This is a genomic window from Corynebacterium sp. 122RC1, assembly GCF_024580955.1.
Classification (GTDB): Bacteria; Actinomycetota; Actinomycetes; order Mycobacteriales; family Mycobacteriaceae; genus Corynebacterium; species Corynebacterium kozikiae.
Map to the genome: position 1 here is coordinate 1 of NZ_JANIKD010000013.1, position 15,075 is coordinate 15,075.

At 60.3% G+C, this 15,075-nt stretch carries 19 protein-coding genes and 1 pseudogene; 7 read left to right on the forward strand and 13 right to left on the reverse strand.

Features of this window, described 5'->3' with window-relative positions:
• Positions 1-206 precede the first annotated feature (206 nt).
• The 4 genes from NQ050_RS07355 (at position 207) to NQ050_RS11250 (ending at position 1,029) form a co-directional block, all read left to right on the forward strand.
• Positions 207-353 (forward strand): hypothetical protein, encoded by a 147-nt coding sequence (locus NQ050_RS07355; protein ID WP_257038668.1) that lies wholly within the window; start codon positions 207-209, stop codon positions 351-353.
• Positions 354-538: 185 nt separating this feature from the next.
• Positions 539-727 carry a type II toxin-antitoxin system RelB/DinJ family antitoxin gene (locus NQ050_RS07360; protein WP_257038719.1) on the forward strand — a complete coding sequence of 63 codons (189 nt, stop codon included), beginning with the start codon at positions 539-541 and terminating at the stop codon, positions 725-727.
• Positions 724-876 carry a type II toxin-antitoxin system YafQ family toxin gene (locus tag NQ050_RS07365; protein WP_257038669.1) on the forward strand — a complete coding sequence of 51 codons (153 nt, stop codon included), beginning with the start codon at positions 724-726 and terminating at the stop codon, positions 874-876. The genes NQ050_RS07360 and NQ050_RS07365 overlap by 4 nt, the downstream gene beginning before the upstream one ends.
• 54 nt (positions 877-930) lie before the next feature.
• The gene (locus NQ050_RS11250) at positions 931-1,029 is read left to right on the forward strand and encodes a hypothetical protein (RefSeq protein WP_368734691.1); all 99 of its coding nucleotides are present in this window, start codon (positions 931-933) and stop codon (positions 1,027-1,029) included.
• Between the two features lie 290 nt (positions 1,030-1,319).
• On the opposite strand, the gene NQ050_RS07370 is transcribed toward NQ050_RS11250, so the two are convergent.
• Together NQ050_RS07370 and NQ050_RS07375 are read right to left on the reverse strand one after the other, a co-directional pair.
• Positions 1,320-1,754 carry a hypothetical protein gene (locus tag NQ050_RS07370; RefSeq protein ID WP_257038671.1) on the reverse strand — a complete coding sequence of 145 codons (435 nt, stop codon included), beginning with the start codon at positions 1,752-1,754 and terminating at the stop codon, positions 1,320-1,322.
• 148 nt (positions 1,755-1,902) lie between these two features.
• Positions 1,903-2,133 (reverse strand): hypothetical protein, encoded by a 231-nt coding sequence (locus NQ050_RS07375; protein ID WP_257038672.1) that lies wholly within the window; start codon positions 2,131-2,133, stop codon positions 1,903-1,905.
• A 431-nt stretch (positions 2,134-2,564) separates the two neighbouring features.
• Between NQ050_RS07375 and NQ050_RS07380 the strand changes: the two genes are divergently transcribed.
• On the forward strand, positions 2,565-3,485 hold the full coding sequence (locus NQ050_RS07380; protein ID WP_257038673.1) for an Abi family protein: 921 nt from the start codon (positions 2,565-2,567) through the stop codon (positions 3,483-3,485).
• Between the two features lie 100 nt (positions 3,486-3,585).
• On the opposite strand, the gene NQ050_RS07385 is transcribed toward NQ050_RS07380, so the two are convergent.
• On the reverse strand, positions 3,586-3,924 hold the full coding sequence (locus NQ050_RS07385; RefSeq protein ID WP_257038674.1) for a hypothetical protein: 339 nt from the start codon (positions 3,922-3,924) through the stop codon (positions 3,586-3,588).
• A complete protein-coding gene (locus tag NQ050_RS11255; protein ID WP_368734690.1) occupies positions 3,875-4,312 on the reverse strand; it encodes a DUF2254 family protein in 438 nt (145 codons plus the stop codon). Before NQ050_RS11255 ends, NQ050_RS07385 begins: the two co-directional genes overlap by 50 nt.
• Before the next feature lie 143 nt (positions 4,313-4,455).
• Between NQ050_RS11255 and NQ050_RS07390 the strand changes: the two genes are divergently transcribed.
• Positions 4,456-4,908: a hypothetical protein gene (locus NQ050_RS07390; protein ID WP_257038675.1), complete on the forward strand. Its 453-nt coding sequence runs from the start codon at positions 4,456-4,458 to the stop codon at positions 4,906-4,908.
• Positions 4,905-5,117: a helix-turn-helix transcriptional regulator gene (locus NQ050_RS07395; RefSeq protein WP_257038676.1), complete on the forward strand. Its 213-nt coding sequence runs from the start codon at positions 4,905-4,907 to the stop codon at positions 5,115-5,117. Before NQ050_RS07390 ends, NQ050_RS07395 begins: the two co-directional genes overlap by 4 nt.
• A 288-nt stretch (positions 5,118-5,405) precedes the next feature.
• On the opposite strand, the gene NQ050_RS07400 is transcribed toward NQ050_RS07395, so the two are convergent.
• The 9 genes and pseudogenes from NQ050_RS07400 to NQ050_RS07440 all read right to left on the reverse strand — a co-directional run bounded on the left by NQ050_RS07400 (position 5,406) and on the right by NQ050_RS07440 (position 15,070).
• The gene (locus tag NQ050_RS07400; protein WP_053793913.1) at positions 5,406-6,959 is read right to left on the reverse strand and encodes a recombinase family protein; all 1,554 of its coding nucleotides are present in this window, start codon (positions 6,957-6,959) and stop codon (positions 5,406-5,408) included.
• Between the two features lie 4 nt (positions 6,960-6,963).
• On the reverse strand, positions 6,964-8,202 hold the full coding sequence (locus NQ050_RS07405) for a recombinase family protein (protein WP_080999253.1): 1,239 nt from the start codon (positions 8,200-8,202) through the stop codon (positions 6,964-6,966).
• 79 nt (positions 8,203-8,281) lie between these two features.
• Positions 8,282-8,464 carry a hypothetical protein gene (locus NQ050_RS07410; protein WP_053793914.1) on the reverse strand — a complete coding sequence of 61 codons (183 nt, stop codon included), beginning with the start codon at positions 8,462-8,464 and terminating at the stop codon, positions 8,282-8,284.
• A gap of 598 nt (positions 8,465-9,062) precedes the next feature.
• Positions 9,063-10,001 carry an N-acetylmuramoyl-L-alanine amidase gene (locus NQ050_RS07415; RefSeq protein ID WP_053793915.1) on the reverse strand — a complete coding sequence of 313 codons (939 nt, stop codon included), beginning with the start codon at positions 9,999-10,001 and terminating at the stop codon, positions 9,063-9,065.
• 182 nt (positions 10,002-10,183) lie between these two features.
• Positions 10,184-10,558 (reverse strand): annotated as a pseudogene (locus NQ050_RS07420) (holin family protein); the annotation flags it as partial.
• A gap of 23 nt (positions 10,559-10,581) precedes the next feature.
• The gene (locus NQ050_RS07425; protein ID WP_053793916.1) at positions 10,582-10,824 is read right to left on the reverse strand and encodes a hypothetical protein; all 243 of its coding nucleotides are present in this window, start codon (positions 10,822-10,824) and stop codon (positions 10,582-10,584) included.
• Positions 10,817-11,269 carry a hypothetical protein gene (locus tag NQ050_RS07430; RefSeq protein WP_053793917.1) on the reverse strand — a complete coding sequence of 151 codons (453 nt, stop codon included), beginning with the start codon at positions 11,267-11,269 and terminating at the stop codon, positions 10,817-10,819. Before NQ050_RS07430 ends, NQ050_RS07425 begins: the two co-directional genes overlap by 8 nt.
• A gap of 37 nt (positions 11,270-11,306) precedes the next feature.
• Positions 11,307-14,381 (reverse strand): phage tail spike protein, encoded by a 3,075-nt coding sequence (locus NQ050_RS07435; protein WP_257038678.1) that lies wholly within the window; start codon positions 14,379-14,381, stop codon positions 11,307-11,309.
• Positions 14,378-15,070 (reverse strand): hypothetical protein, encoded by a 693-nt coding sequence (locus NQ050_RS07440; RefSeq protein ID WP_053793919.1) that lies wholly within the window; start codon positions 15,068-15,070, stop codon positions 14,378-14,380. The genes NQ050_RS07435 and NQ050_RS07440 overlap by 4 nt, the downstream gene beginning before the upstream one ends.
• Positions 15,071-15,075 lie beyond the last annotated feature (5 nt).

Genomic DNA, 15,075 nt, shown 5'->3' on the forward strand with positions numbered 1-15,075 from the left:
GGCGTGGGCTGGGCCTTTGGGGGCCTTTTGGGGTCTTTTGCGCGTTGGTCGATAGCCCAAAGTCGATAGGACGCGGTTTTCCCAAATCCGAGGTCCTATCGACCAACGCGGCGGCCTATCGACTTTAAGCTATCGACCAACGCAACAGCTCACACGCATGAGGTTGAGAGAATACTGGTGAATCTGGTGTTTTCAACTCCATCCACATGAACCAGGCGGTCTTCGCCTTCTGCCGCTATGAGGACGCCTCGCTGTCCTACGTTGACTACGCCTCGCATGCGGAACAGAAGCGCCGCGCAGACCTGCGCCAGGTTGGCCTTTATGACACGGCCATTGCACTGCAAGCAGAATAAGCAACACAATACGGTCGATGCTCAATGTTTCACATGATGTGGTGTTGTTGTTCGTGCATATACCTTAAGCTGTTGGTGCAAATGGTGATGATGGAGGGGTTGTGGTGAAAAGTAGTTTGACGGTGCGGATCGATAGTGATCTTAAGGACGAGGCCGCCAAGGTGGTGGAAGAGTAAGGGCTCGATCTGTCCGCGGTTGTTCGTGCCTTTTTCACGGAGATTGTGAATACCAATGCGATTCCGCTTTCGTTTGACTATCGCCGTCCCAATGTTGAAAGCCTAGAAGCGATCCGAGAAACCGAAGAAATGATCTCCACCGGAAGCGGTGAAAGTTATGCTTCTGGTGCAGATCTCCTCAAAGCTGCTTTGACATGACCAATCGTCTTACAGCAAAATTTACGTCTGCTTTTAGTCGGGATCTTAAGAAGAAGGCGACCAAAAGACATTGGGATCTGGCTGAGCTTGAGGCTTTGATTGATCTTGTTCTTGATAACAGCTTGGAATCGCAAGAGATTCTCAAATGAAGACATCGGATGCACAAATTGTCGGGTGAATGGGCCTGAAGCAATGAATGCCACGTGGCGAACGCGGGGGATTGGTTGGTCATTTGGCGAGTTGCTGACCAGACCGCTTATTTCCAGCGCACCGGATCGCACGACGAGTTGTTCCGGGCCTAAGCCACATGAAAACATTTGAGAGCGGACCCAAAATAATAACCCCCAAAGGCATACTCGCCCAGCCCAGCCCTCGGCCGTATCAAATCCGGGGCACTATTGGAGCCGATGACATTGGACCAAAGGTGGTCACGATGGATACAAAGCCTGGGGTGGGTGCAGATTGTCCGTTGCAAAAACTCCGCCCAGGAAACTCGACGGCAGCGCCAGAGTTCACTGAATCCGAGATGGCATATCAACGGAACAACCACTCTTGAAAAGCGTAGCTGTCGTTAAATACAGGCTATAAGTGTCTACATTTGTTTACGATATTGGCGTTTTGAGAAATCGGAAATAGCTTCAGTTACATCAAGGGTTTCAGTAGAACCAGGCCACTGTGTGACGATCTCTTCCGCGTGCCCAACTAGGGGTGAAAATGCCCGCCCATCTTCTACCTTAAGCCCAATACCTACACGCTCTGAATAGATACCATCCTCAATTGGCCCTGCTGACCATTGAGCTCCACTCGAGGCAATACACCAGGATCCGATGGCAACAAGAACTGCGACAACCTTGTCTTCGTAGCTGCGCTCGCTCTCTAGAATCTCCTCAACCAGTTGGCGTGGAAACGGACGATCTCCGTCCAAAACGACCTCAGGATCATCAAAACTTGCGAGCATAGCTGGAACCGTTTCGTTCTGAAACTTGTACAACCTGCGGGAAAGGAACTGTTCGTACTGCTCAAGCATAAGGTCACCTTACCGAGGAGTTGTCATCGGCGTCATCTAATAAAACCAACAGTAACCATTGGGTCTGAGTTCTGGGTTGGCTTGAGCACATCCCCGCAGATGCGGGTCTGGACCTCTTACCGCTAGTGCCGTCCATCTCTGAGCCGAGCTATTCAACATCACGGCCAATTTTGTCAGCACCTTGGGCTGCGTCTTTGAGTTTGATCTCGCTCGATCCGGCAGCGGTGGAGAGTTGCTGGAACTTGGTGGTGTTTTCACCGAGTACGCGCTCAATGTCGTAAAGCCTCGCCGTGGCGCTATTCAGTTGAATCCGCCAATTCTGGGTGCGGGAGTCGGATTCACCATCGGAGGTATCGCCATTATCGAGCGCAGCCTTCAAAGCCTAGATTTTGTTCTTCTGGGCTTCGATCTCCCGGCCGAACACTTGGTGCGGGCTGTGAAAGCATCGGCGTCGGTGGCGCACTTGCCGGACTGGGAAGTCATCTCCTTCATCTTTGTACCAAGCGCGCGCATCTCATGGTTGATCTCAGTGATGGCGTGCTTGAACTCGTGCTCACCCTCCAGGCCGATTTTCAGGCCAAAAGTTGCATTAGACACAGTGCCTGCAAGGTGGTGTAGAGACGGCAAAGCCCCAACACAGCGAATGTAGGAGCATGAGCAAGTGAGAAACTGGGGTACGGCAGCACTCTGAGGCTGAGCGGCTCTGAGTTCTTGGTTCTCAGAGCAGGTTCGTGCTAACCTAATCTCACTAGTACCGGCTCGCCTCGTCTGCGGATGGGGTCAGGGCCGGTCATCATGTATCTAGGGGGGATGTCGATGGTCAAGCCGTGGGTAAGCTTGGACGAGCAGATAGACATCCTGGTCCAGCGCGGGTTGACTGACGCCCCAGACTTCCGAGATCTAATAGAGCACACTGGCTACTACCGGCTGTCTGGATTCGCCTACCCATTTCGATATCGAACAAGTGGAACTGCCGATTCCATCGAGCGCAGCGAGCGCTTCCTCCCCGGCTCGTCGATGCACAATGTCGTCCAGCTGTACCAGTTTGATGAAAACCTCCGGTCGGCAGTCTGGCTGGCAGTCCGCGAGCTCGAGTTAGCGGTGCGAATCCGAGTCGGTCACGAGCTCGGGCGTGTTGACCCGCTCTTACATGAGCGCCTCGAGCAGCTCTGGCCATCTGGAAAAATGGCACGTCGTGCTGCAGAGTTCACCAAGAAACTCAACGATGCGCTGAAGCGTTCAAAAGAAGAATTCGTTATTCATCACCGGCGCAACTATGACGACCACATGCCGGTCTGGGTACTCACGGAGGCATTAGACTTCGGCGGGCTCGTCACTTTATTTTCACTGGCTCCGTTCGACCAACGCTGCGTAATTGCAGACCGGTTCGGATGCCGTGCCGACGAGTTTGAATCATGGCTTCGCACTATGAACCTCCTTCGCAACATCAGCGCCCACCACGCACGACTGTGGAACAAAGTCGTGACAGTCAGACCAATTACGAAGTACAAAGAAAACAGCGCGCAGTTTTCCGCTTGCTTGCGCAATCCCGGTAAACCGTTCGCAGCGCTGACTATATTGGCTTATCTGCTTGCACGGATGGGAGCATCATCTAAGCAGCGCACTCTCCAGGTGGTCCTGAGTGAGTTTCCCACTCATATTCCAGGTATTACCCCTGCGATGATGGGAATGCCTCGGAACTGGGACAACGCACCAGTGTGGCAGTGCTAGAAATTCCTCACCCGTGAGTTCTGTCGAACCCGTGTCGCACGTTGGACGTATGCAGAAAAGTGTTCGAGCCAAGCCCTAAATTCTTACGGGGATGACCTCATCAATCGTCGCCGGGGTGTGCGCCCGCTTTGGATGTTCGTTCAGGTGGTGGCACGCGATCGTGTCGAGCAGCACACCCAGGGGCATGAGTGCCGCCACCCAGCGCTACGGTGCAATGCTGCAGCTGAACTTTGAGCCGCGCCTGTCTGAAATTCACCTCGATAAGCACGCTATCGATATCGCGTTTGAGTAGCTGATGCGGGAAAACGAGTTCACCGAAACGGACTGCGTGAAACTCTTCAAACAGGCATCCAGCGTTGAGATGCTCATCAAGGCCCCTGACCACGTAGCTAAGGTGGCCGCCGACATTGCCGAGCACTTCCAGGCGCATGTTGCCCACAAGGCTTCAGGCGTAGGTAGTGGTTTACCGCACAGAAATGTGCATGGCCTACAAGCATGAACTGGATAAATACCTGTCTGCTCGCCGTGCTCATCACCGAGATGGCGATCGAAAATGCCATCGTTGCCACGGACAGGACGGACGCCAGCGTCGAAAGGATGTCGCGCGCGCCGTCCACTCCCACCGTGAAGAGGATCGAATCGCTCGAATGGGGCTGGGTGTCAATTGACCTGTCTACCCAAATAAGGAGCTGCGCGAGCACGATCCCGCCCAGGATAAAGAGCCCGGGAAACATGAGGAACGAATCGCGAAGCGACCGGAATCGGTCGAGGAGGTGTATGCGGGGTGTCCTTTGTGTCCGAGTGCTGAGGAGTGTGCTGCGTGTCAACTGCCCGACGACCCACTTTAGCCACCGGGCTGCGCTAGCTCACCACGATGATGAACGAGGGCACGTATGTAAAGCGCACTTGACGTAAATAAGCCTTGACAGTAAAGTGAGTTTTATATTTTCGATCGAAAGGATTGGACACGATGGATAAGAAGCCCGCGTTTGGATATCTCGCTTTTGGGGTCCAGCGTCGCCCGGCTGCACCCGTCGCCGTGGTAGGTGGCCTTGTGCTCGCCGCGATTTTTGGAATCGTTGTTGCGCAATTTCGCGAGGATTACTCGCAGTGGTGGCAAACCGCGCTCATCTATGGCCTATGTGTGTTCCCAATTTTTTGCGTGCTCACCTGGGTGATTGTGGTCGATCGGTCGTCGCTCACGGGCGCTGTGCGGGATCCGGAGAACTCGGTTGAAGCTACCTGGTTGACTCGCGCTGCCGCGCACAGTTTCTTCCTTGTGATGGGTGGCCTGGGGCTTGTAGTCACTGGATTTGTTATTTTTGGCCCGCCCATTGTTGCGGCGGTGCTCGTGTGCGTGTGCGTGGCGATGATGATTTCGCTTGTTGGTTTCTATCTGTGGGAGGTGCGAGGCGAGCGATGAAGAACAACCTTGTTACCTTGCGGAAAGAGGCAGGCTATTCGCAAGAAAAGCTCGCCGAGGTTCTGGGTGTTTCCCGACAAACGATTATCTCCATAGAAAAAGGGCGCTTCGACCCGTCCCTCCCGCTCGCGTTCTCAATCGCGCGCACGTTCGGCCGGAGCATCGAGGAGATTTTCACGCCTGACGACGAGGTGGGGGTGCCGAACTGACGCGCTGTGCGCATCTCGTGGAGGAATCCTTGCAGATGGGGCCGCGTTCGGGCCTATCTAGCAGAAATATTCCATGAGATGCGGAATTGGAAGCCGGATCGGCAGTTAGGCTTTAAGAGACCAAAGGTGGTCACGATGGATACAAAGGCTGGGGTGGGTGTACTCCGAGCCCAGGTGGGTGCATTGCGAGGCCCGGTGGGTGCATCTCTGGGTGCAGGTGGGTGCAAGACATTAGCGAGAACGACGAAGCCCCAGGTCACATGTACCTGGGGCAAGGGAACGGCCTGTCTAGAGGGTTGTGCCGTCGTTGAACGTGATGGTGATTGTGCCGTCGGAGTGGATGGTGGCGTGGTCGACGAGGGCTCGCCAGGCTTCAGGCGTGTAGCTGATTGCGGCGTTCTCACTACGGTACTGGTGGAACGCGGTAATGGCCGCACGCTTGGCTTCGAGCTCGCGTAGATGCCCTTCGATAGCCTCGACGGTGCTGAGGTGGTGCTGGTAGTCGGCTTCGAGCCGTGCATGGTCAGCCTCGAAGGCGTCAGGGTTGAAGTCGGTGTTGGCTGCAGAGCGGATGAGTGCGTTGATCGCGTCCACCACTGCGTCGCGTGCGGTGATTGCCTGGGCGAGCTTGGCCTCGAGCGCGTGAGGGTCACCGAGCTGGTCGAGGGCAGCTTCGAGTACCTCGGGGCTGGGTGGTGGTGCGAACTGGCTGGTGGCCTGCTCGAACGCGGCGATCAGCTCGTTCTCGGTTACGTGCTTGGTCGCGCATTGCTGGTCGCCGGCGGGATCGTATTTGCGGTTGCACCGCCAGATGCGCCGCTCGTAGCGGCTGCCAGCATGCCAGGTTTTCGGCCCGTACCATCCCCCACAGCACCCGCACTCGATTTTCGAGGCGAACGGGTGGCTAAAGGAGCGTGACCTGCCAGAGCGCCTGGCCAGCTCACTCTGGACTTGGTCCCACACGGCCGGGGCAATGATGGCCTCGTGGTTACCGGTCACGTAGTACTGGGGTATTTCTCCTTCGTTGCGTTTGGTGGTTTTGGTTAGGAAGTCCACGGTGAAGGTTTTCTGCAGCAGGGCGTCGCCTTTGTATTTTTCGTTGCGCAGGATCGAGTTGATGGTGGACACGTTCCAGGTCTTCTTCCCCAAGGGTGTGGGGATACCATCTTCGGTGAGGTGTGCGGCGATGGTTTTGGGTGAGTGCCCTGCCAGGTATTCACGGTAGATGCGTCGCACGATCCTGGCTTGGTCTTCATCAACAGCTAGGCCCCCGTCGTCGCCTTTCTTGTAGCCCAGCAGGGAGGCGTAGGGCACCATGACTTTTCCTTCCGCGAAACGCCTGCGGTGTCCCCAGGTGACGTTCTCGGAGATGGAGCGGGATTCTTCCTGGGCGAGGCTACTCATGATGGTGATGAGTAGTTCGCCTTTGGAGTCCAGGGTCCAGATGTTTTCTTTCTCGAAGTAGACCTCCACGCCGGCTTCTTTGAGGGCCCGCACGCTGGTGAGCGAGTCGACGGTGTTGCGGGCAAACCGGGACACGCTCTTGGTCACGATCAGATCGATACGGCCGGCCAAAGCGTCGGTGATCATGGTTTGGAAGCCTTGCCGGTGCTTCGTTGATGTTCCTGAAATCCCCTCATCGGCATACATCCCAACGAACTCCCAATCGGCCCGGCCTTGGATGTAGTTGGTGTAGTAGTCGATTTGTGCCTGGTAGGAGGATTGTTGTTCTTCCAGGTCCGTGGACACTCGCGCGTAGGCCGCGACCTTACGCCGGGCCCGCACCGTCGTAGGAGTGAGCGTCTTGGCGGGCCGTGCCGGGATGGTGGTGACGGTGGCCATGGGGTTACTCCTTTCCTGCCATCACGGGCTCAGCGGTGTGCGCACCTCGTTTCGTCACGGTGACTTTCCCGCTGGGATAGACGGTGACCTGCTCGAGGCGCTCGATGACTTGCTGGTCATCCCACTCACCTAATCCCAGATGGGTGGTGATAGCGCTCTTGAGCTGGGCTTCCCTGATCTGCGGTGCCCGGCAAGGGTTACCTTGCCCCCTCGTGGCGGTTTCGCACCACCAGTACTTGTAGGAGATGTGCTTACGGGTTTTGGTGCGCCGGTGGAAACGTCGCCCACACTGGCTGCACACCACCCTGTGGGTCAGCGCGCACGTCCCACCACTAGGGGTCAGGGCTCTGCCGCCGGATTGGCGTCTGCGGGCGAGCTCGTCTTGGACTCGCCTCCAGGTGGCCTCGTCGATGATGGGAGGGTTTGCTCCCTCAACCCAGTACTTGGGTAGTGCCCCGTCGTTGACGACGAGCTTTCCTCCAGGACCGTCGGTGTAGGTGGCTTGCAGCATTTCGTTGCCCACGTAGCGGGGGTTTTCCAGCCAGGTGCGGATCACCGAGCCGAGGAAGTTTCCTCCTCCTCGTGCGCGCAGCCCCTCGGCGTTGAGTCGGTCGGCAATAGCCTCGGGGCTCACCCCGGCCAGGTACTCGTCAAAGACGCGGCGCACAACCTGGGCCTCATCGTCGTTGATGTGCAGGCTTCCGCCTACCCAGGTGTATCCGTAGATGCGGTGGGAGTTGGTGACACCGGTCTTGTACCGGTTGCGGATCGCCCACTTCACGTTCTGTGACAGGGAGCGGGATTCTTCCTGTGTGAAGGAGGCCAGCAGGGTGAGCATGAGCTCGCCTTCCGCGCTGGAGGTGTCAATGTTTTCTCTCTCGAACCGTACCGCCACCCCGAGCGTGGCGAGCTCGCGCACGCATGAAAGCAGGTCGACGGTGTTGCGTGCCAGGCGGGAGATGGACTTGACCAGCAGGATCTGGAAGTCGCCGGCTCTGGCGTGGTCCATCATGTCGGCAAACCCGGGCCTGTTGCTGGTGGTGCCGGAGATTCCTTGGTCGGTGTAGATCCCGGCGAACTGCCAGGCAGGGTTAGCGTGGATGAGCTTGGAGTAGGCCGAGACCTGAGCGGCGAGGGATCCTGCTTGGGTCTCCGACATGGTTGAGACCCGGCAGTAGGCGGCCACGCGGATGCGGCTGGTGGGTGTGCGTCGTGGTGTGATGGTCTTAAAATCTGGGCTCATCTGCTGCTCCTTTCTGCCCGTGCGGGTCTCGCCGGTGGTGTTCTCGTGTGTGACATGAACGCTCTACACGCCGGGTTTATCAAGTCCTGGCGCGGGTAAACCCCACCCTGGTCTTCTCCCAGGAGGCGGCGAGCTGGCGGTGAATGGCGCGTACCTGACTGGCGGTGAGCAGCCCTCGGGCGGCAAGGGAATCTAGGAAGTCCAGGTCTGCTGCCGTCTGGGTTTCTGCCTGCCAGTATGCGCTGGTGGCGTGGCTGGTCATGGGCGACCGCCCCGGGTTCCGAAACGGGTGCGGATGTAGCAGGCGTGCGTGCAGTACTTGCGGTGCTTGTTGCCATACGCCTCGAAGGTCGCCCCGCAGCCGGCACAGGTGTGGGTGGTGATGGCGCGTCGCTCAAGCATCATCGGGTGGGTGTGCCACCAGGACATGCGGCAGGCTCGGCTGCAAAATCTCTGCCCACGCCGGGGCTGGTCGATGGCTTTCCCGCAGTGCTCGCAGACCCCACTGGTGGGTGTGCGTCTGGGGTGTGGGGTGATGTTGTTGCGCCTGCACCACGACTTGATCGTCTCTCGCCCCACCCCAGTTATTGCTGCGATCTGCCCGAAGCTGGCTCCACCTTCCCGAAGCGTGATGATCTTTCGCTGCACGCGTGGCTCCATGGTCCTCTCACCGTCCTTTCACCCATGCGTCCTTGGCCGGCACGTAAACCGGACACGGATGCGTTGCCTCTAGGGGCAGCGGGGGCTGCCACGCTCTAGGCGGTGGCAGGTTGGTGGTGATAACCCCCTGGAAACGGCAAAAGCGCCCCCACCCACCGGTGTTGGTGGGCAGGGGCGCAATGCCAGAAAGGGACTGGTGGTCAGGAGAGCTTGCGGTTGACGATCGCCTGAACAGCGTCGTAGAGGTGGCCGAGCCGGTTGCGGCGCTCAGCCCCGTTGCCGTACTCGCCACGAATCACCGCGTCCGCCAGGGCCTCCAGGTTCGGGCCCGGCGCAGGAGCGGGGGCGCTGCCAGAGAGCTTGGCGTTGACCCTGGCCTGGACCGCCTCATACAGGTGTCCCAGGCGGGCCTTACGGTCCTCGCCGTTGCCGTAGTCGCCTCGGATGACCGCATCCGCTAGTGCCTCAATGTCAGGTGCCGGTGCCGGTGCCGGGCTGGCGGGTGCGGAAGGTGCGGGCTTTGAGGCGCGGCCGGCAAGGATCTCGTTGACCCTGGCCTGAACTGCCGAATACTGGCTGCCCAGGCGGACCTTGCGGTCCTCACCGTTTCCGTACTCTCCGCGGATGACCGCCTGAGCGAGGGACTCAATGTCCCCACCCACACTGGGTGCGGGAGCAGTCGGGCTGCCACCACCGGTGATGTAGGGGCCAAGCACGCTGGCGGGCGGATAGTAGCGGCCAGGACAAGCGGTGGATGAAGCGTCCTTGTGACCGATGATCCGCAGCGGCCCGTAGGTGGCCTGCAGGTTTCGGATCAGCTCACCAATGGTCGCCTTGTCTCCATCCGAGCAGCGCGGGTTGCACTCGATGCCGATGGAGCACTGGTTGATAGGCCAGTTGCCGGCATGCCAGGCGGTGTTGGCCAGGTCCACCATCTGCACCACGCGGCCTGCTTCGACCACGAAGTGAGCTGATGCTCCTCGGCCGGGGTTTTGGAAGGTGGCGATCACGCCGGACAGTTGCGGGTTGCGCGCGGGGTCGTCCCAGTGGTGGATGACGATGGTGGTGATGCGCTTACCGCCACGACCCTTGGTGTAGTTCGACGGGTGTGCTGGGGTGAAAGACTGCTGGTAGCTCATGGTGTCTCCTTTGGGGTGTTTTCGGGTGCAAGAAAGCCGCCGGCAGAACTGCGCGGCGGCTGAGTGGACTCGGGGGAATCACTGTCCCCGGGTGGGGTCGGTGGCGGATCACCGGCCGGGTCATTGACGGGCGGGCCGGTATAGGCATGCCGGCCCCGGGCCGGGTGCTGGGTGATGGTGGCAAGCGCGTCGCGGAGCTTGTCTGGGACAGGCAGCCCAATACGGGCAGCGTTTTCCACGATGGAGAGGCCCTCGTTGGCCAGGTAGAAGAAGATCGTGGCTGTCCGCAGGACTCCGCCTTCACCCAGGACGTGAACGTCGAGGATGTTGGCCAGGCCCACCAGGGCGAAGATCATGACCTTGCGGGCGATCCCTCTAAACCCCACCGAGCTGGAGAGCTCCCCAGTGGCGAAGGCGGCGATCACGCCGGTTGCATAGTCGATGGCCACCAGGGTGACCAGGGCGAGCAGGAAACCGTCGGCCCCTCCTAGAAACCAGCCCACAATGCCTCCAATCGTGGTGAAAAGTGTGTGTGAAACAGTCCAGGCAGTACGCATGGGCCTCTCCTATCTGTGTGGTGTTAGAGCAGGCCGTCGGGGCCGGTGAGGACATCGAGGACTTCCCAGGCCACATCCACCGAGCCTGTGCTGGCCTGCGGCAACGGCACACTGACCGGTGACGGGTCTGCCGCTGGGATGGGTGTGGTGTCGTGGTCGGGTTCGAGCAGCACCGAATGCGCTCCGCCGGTCAGCCCATTCGAGCTCTCACCGGCGGACTCGATAGTTTCGGTGGTGGCCTCGACGGTGTCGGTGGTGTCACTCATCCCCGCTCACCTCCTCCTTGGTGGCGGCTAGGTGTGCTTCCAGGGCGTCACACAGGTGGTCGTAGGCCGCAGCCTCATCACCCGAGAATGGTCGGGTGAGTTCGGTGAGTGCCTCATACAAGGTGCGCGCCATGGTGGTGTACGACGGGCCAGACAGTTCCGCTCTCTCGGCGAGCAGCACGCCGCGTGCCTGGATGAAGGCGGCCGCCTGCTCAGGGGTGGCGAAACGAATATGGCCGTCGCCGTCGACCTCGGGTGTGCCGGTCGTATCGCACAGGGCGTGCTCGCGGGCGAGCTCCAACTCGCTCTCGGCGAGGTCCTGGGCGGCCAGGGTGGTCATGGCCAGGACTTTGGAGCGGGCTCTGGATGCGGCACCAGCAAGCGGCAGCGACGCCAGGAGTTCGCAGATGCTGGTCAGGTACTGGTTGGTGATGATGATCGACATAGGTGCCTCCAAATCTTCAAGGGGTGGGGTGGGGTGGTTAGGTGAGGGACGTGGACATGGTTTGCCAGCCGGTGTTCGAGTAGTACTCCCAGGTCACCCGCCCGCCACCAGCGTCGCGGATGGTTTTGATCCAGCCCTGGTTGAGCAGGCTGATCAGGGCGTTGACCCGGCTCATGAGGTCTTTGACCCGGTCGAATAGGCGGGTCATGTTGTAGTAGGAGCCGTTGGTGACCACCATGACGTCGTAGGTGTGGAAGGCGATCTTGGCCAGGTTGTTACTCGAAGACCACCCCGGGAATGTGCCCAGACCGTTCAGCGTGACGTCTTGGAGGGTGATGGAGCGGTTGCCGGCGGTGTAGAACGCCCACCCGTGGGTGCGCAGGCTGCTGCCCAGGTGGATGCCGGACTGGCCCCAGAACTTCCCCTTGGGATCCAAGGTGAGCATTGTGGTGAACACTGTTGCTGTCGACGAGGCTTTATACGCCCAGTCCACGAAGTCCCCGGTGTGCTCCAGCGCGTTCGTAATGCCTCGAACGTCTGGGTAGTCCTTCTTGTACTGCTCGCCGATCCGCCCGATCTTGCGGGTGCCGTACCAAAACGCCATGCCCTGGCTGGTGATCTGCCCCTCCAGGGTTGACCCGTCATACCAGGAGATTGAGTACGGGGTAATCCGGATCGTGTTCGACCAGCCCGCCAGACCCACTTGGATCGCGTTGGAGGCGAGCTTGTCCGCGGTGATCGACCGTGACCCGATACGTGCAGCGCTCAGGGTGCCGGTGGTGATCTTGCCGGCATCCAGCGAGCCGATCTTCGCGCTGGTGATCGCAGCGTCTGCGATCATGGCGGTCTTGATGAACCCGGCGGCGATCGTGAGCTTGTCGCTGGTGATGCTGCCTGCACCGATCCGCGCAGCACTCAGGGTGCCGGTGGTAATCTTGCCGGCATCCAACGAGGCCACCTTCGCGCTCGTGATCGCAGCGTCCGCGATCATCGCGGTGGTGATGAACCCGGCCGCAATACTGAGCTTGTCACTCGTGATGGAGGAAGCAGCAATCCGGGCAGCACTGATATAGCCACTGGTGATCTTCGCAGCATCCAGACTCGCGATTTTCGCGCTCGTGATCGCGGCGTCCGCGATCATCGCGGTGGTGATGAACCCGGCCGCAATACTGAGCTTGTCGGAGCTGATGGAGGCGGCCTTGATGCGGGCAGCATCGAGGTAGCCGGTGGTGATTTTCGCAGCGTCCACCGCGCCTATCTTGGCGTTGGTGATGGCGGCGTCAGCGATCATGGATGTCTTGATCACGGCCGTATCAATGAGTGCTTGCCCGGTGACGTGCAGGCGTTTGCCGGCGATCAGCTCGACTTCTGGGGAGGCGTTGATCGCGGCAATCACCCCACCGGCACCAACCTTGCCGTCCACCTCTCCTTCGAGGGCCTGGTAGGCGGCATCGAAGTCGGTGTCCATCTGGTTGATGCGATCGGTGAGCTCCTTGTCCTTGTCACCGAAGTCAGCCCTGGCCTTGGCGATAGCGTCGTCAACCCGGGCCGACAAGTCGTGGACAGCCTGCCCGTTTGCGGCGTCCCCGGCCTGAAAGTCAGCGCGCACCTGGCTGATCGCAGAGTTAATGTCCTCTTCCAAGGCCTGGGCTTGCTGTACTGCCTGGTCGAAACCTGCCTGCATGTCGGTGCGTACCGACGCCACCTCGGCATCGAACTCACTGTTCATCTGGGTGATCCGCCCACCCAGGTCAGTGCTGATCTGGGCGATCTCGGTGCGGGTGTGTGCGAGTTCGGCGCTGATTGCTGCGGCGGTGATGTCTCCGGCGACCTGCACCCAGCCAGGCTCACCGGTAGTGGTGGTTTGGTACACCCAGATCGCCACCGCCCCATCGCCCACGTCCTGGAACCAGGTGTCCCCCAGGCGGGCACCGGCCGGCTCATCTGCCTGGTAGTAGACAGTGTTAGACCCGTTAGCCGAGATCAACGCCATGGCAGTGTCTTCTGCCCGGGTAGCCGCATGCGCGGTCAAGGCCTTGATCTGGCCGGTCAACGTTCTCGCCGCCACCACACTGGGGTGGGTGGCCAGGGTCAGCGACTCATATGTTCCAGTTAGTGGGTTGAAGGTGTAGCCGGTGATACGGGCGCTGGCCTGCAGACCATAAGCGTCGGCATGCACCGTCACCCGATCCCCGATCAGGACTTGTTCCAAGCCCACCTGGTCGGGAGCCATCTCGGCTTCAATGACCAGGGCCGGCTGGTCGACATGCTCGACGTCAAACAGCGCCCGGGCTGCGTCACGCAGCGCGGCGAGTGCCTCATCGCGGGGCAGCTCGCCCTCACCGGGGTTGGCCGGATCCTTGGCAGCCTTGATCTGCTCGAAAGACATCACACGGATATACGGGTGCGGATAGTCAGTGATGCGGGGTGAGTCGACGAAGACTTCCGGCAAGGTCAGCCCGTCAAAGCCGACCGGCAGGATGCGGGTGGCAAGGCTGGTGGTGTCGCGAGTGACGGTCAAGCCCGTGAGGTTTTTACCTTCCCACACGCTCGCCCCGCGGTCCCTCCCGCGCGCGCTCACCCAGGTGATGCGGGTGTTGTCACGGATGATCTCCCCACCCCATCGCGAGAGCAGTCCGACCTCGTCATCGACGAGGGCTTCCAGGCCGGTTTTACGCACCCACCGAGCTGTCGTGCGATACCCCATACTCGTAGCAGGGCCCGCGGTGAAAGGGTGTGGGGCTGACAGGGACGAGAGCAGGTAGGCCAGGGCCTCGCTGGCGGTGCGGTTCACGGCAGCCCTATCCACGATCACGTTCGATGCGAGGTCGCTGGTGATGTGGGTGCAGGTGGCGGTGATCAGCTGGTCGCTGGTGGCTTCCAGGGTGGTGATGCGGAAACCCTGACGGCCTATGCCAGGAACCGGGGTTGCCACAATGTCGCCCTCGGCCACCATGCCCAGCGCGCCTAGCGGCCAGGCCAAGGTCAGCGTGAAGGCCCCGTTGATCTCTTCGCTCACCTGCGCGCTGGCCAGGTGGGGGTCGAGCACCATGCGGCCGCTGGTGGTGAAGGTGGTGCCCTGCTGCAGGCTGGAGTCGTGCAGGGTGATCATGGGTGCCTCCAACGAGGTAGGAGCCGGCCAGACACACCAGCAGGGACACTGACGGTCGTGGTGCCGGCAGGCAGGACAGGAAAATCAGTGGCGGTCAGGGCGTCGAGGGCGATCTGCCCGGAGACGGTGCAGGTGCGTGCTGCGCAGTCGATGACCAGCTCTCCTGAGCCCGGCAACCGCACGGTGTATGGCGTAGCCCCGATGCGGAAGGTGGCTTGCCCGGAGCCCGTGAGGGTGATGGTGGGGCGGGCTGGGATGAGGCTCGGGTTGCTCACCTGCACGCTGCCGCCTGCTGGCAAGGTGATGGGGGTAAGGCCCGACTCCAGGTAGGTGAAAGGCCGGCAGGCGATCTCGAGGGTGGCCTGAAAGCGGCTACCAAACCGGGTCACTTCACTGACTGCGCTGGAGGCGGTGAGGAAGAAGCGGCCAGGCAGGTGACTAAGCCGCAACTCCACCCCCGGCGTGGCACACACCCCGGCAAGCTGGTCGATGACCTCAAGCGTGGGGGCGAGCAGGCCGATGGTGAGGGTGCGAAGGCTCCAGCCACGCGGGCGCATCAACCGACCTTCCCCGCCGATGATCTCCACCTCATCGACCACCCTGGCTGTCGGGGTGAGTACCGGTGGGTTGGTGATGCGGCACCCGGTAGCCAGTGAGTTGAAGGTGCCGAGGATAAACGAGCGCACCATGTCCT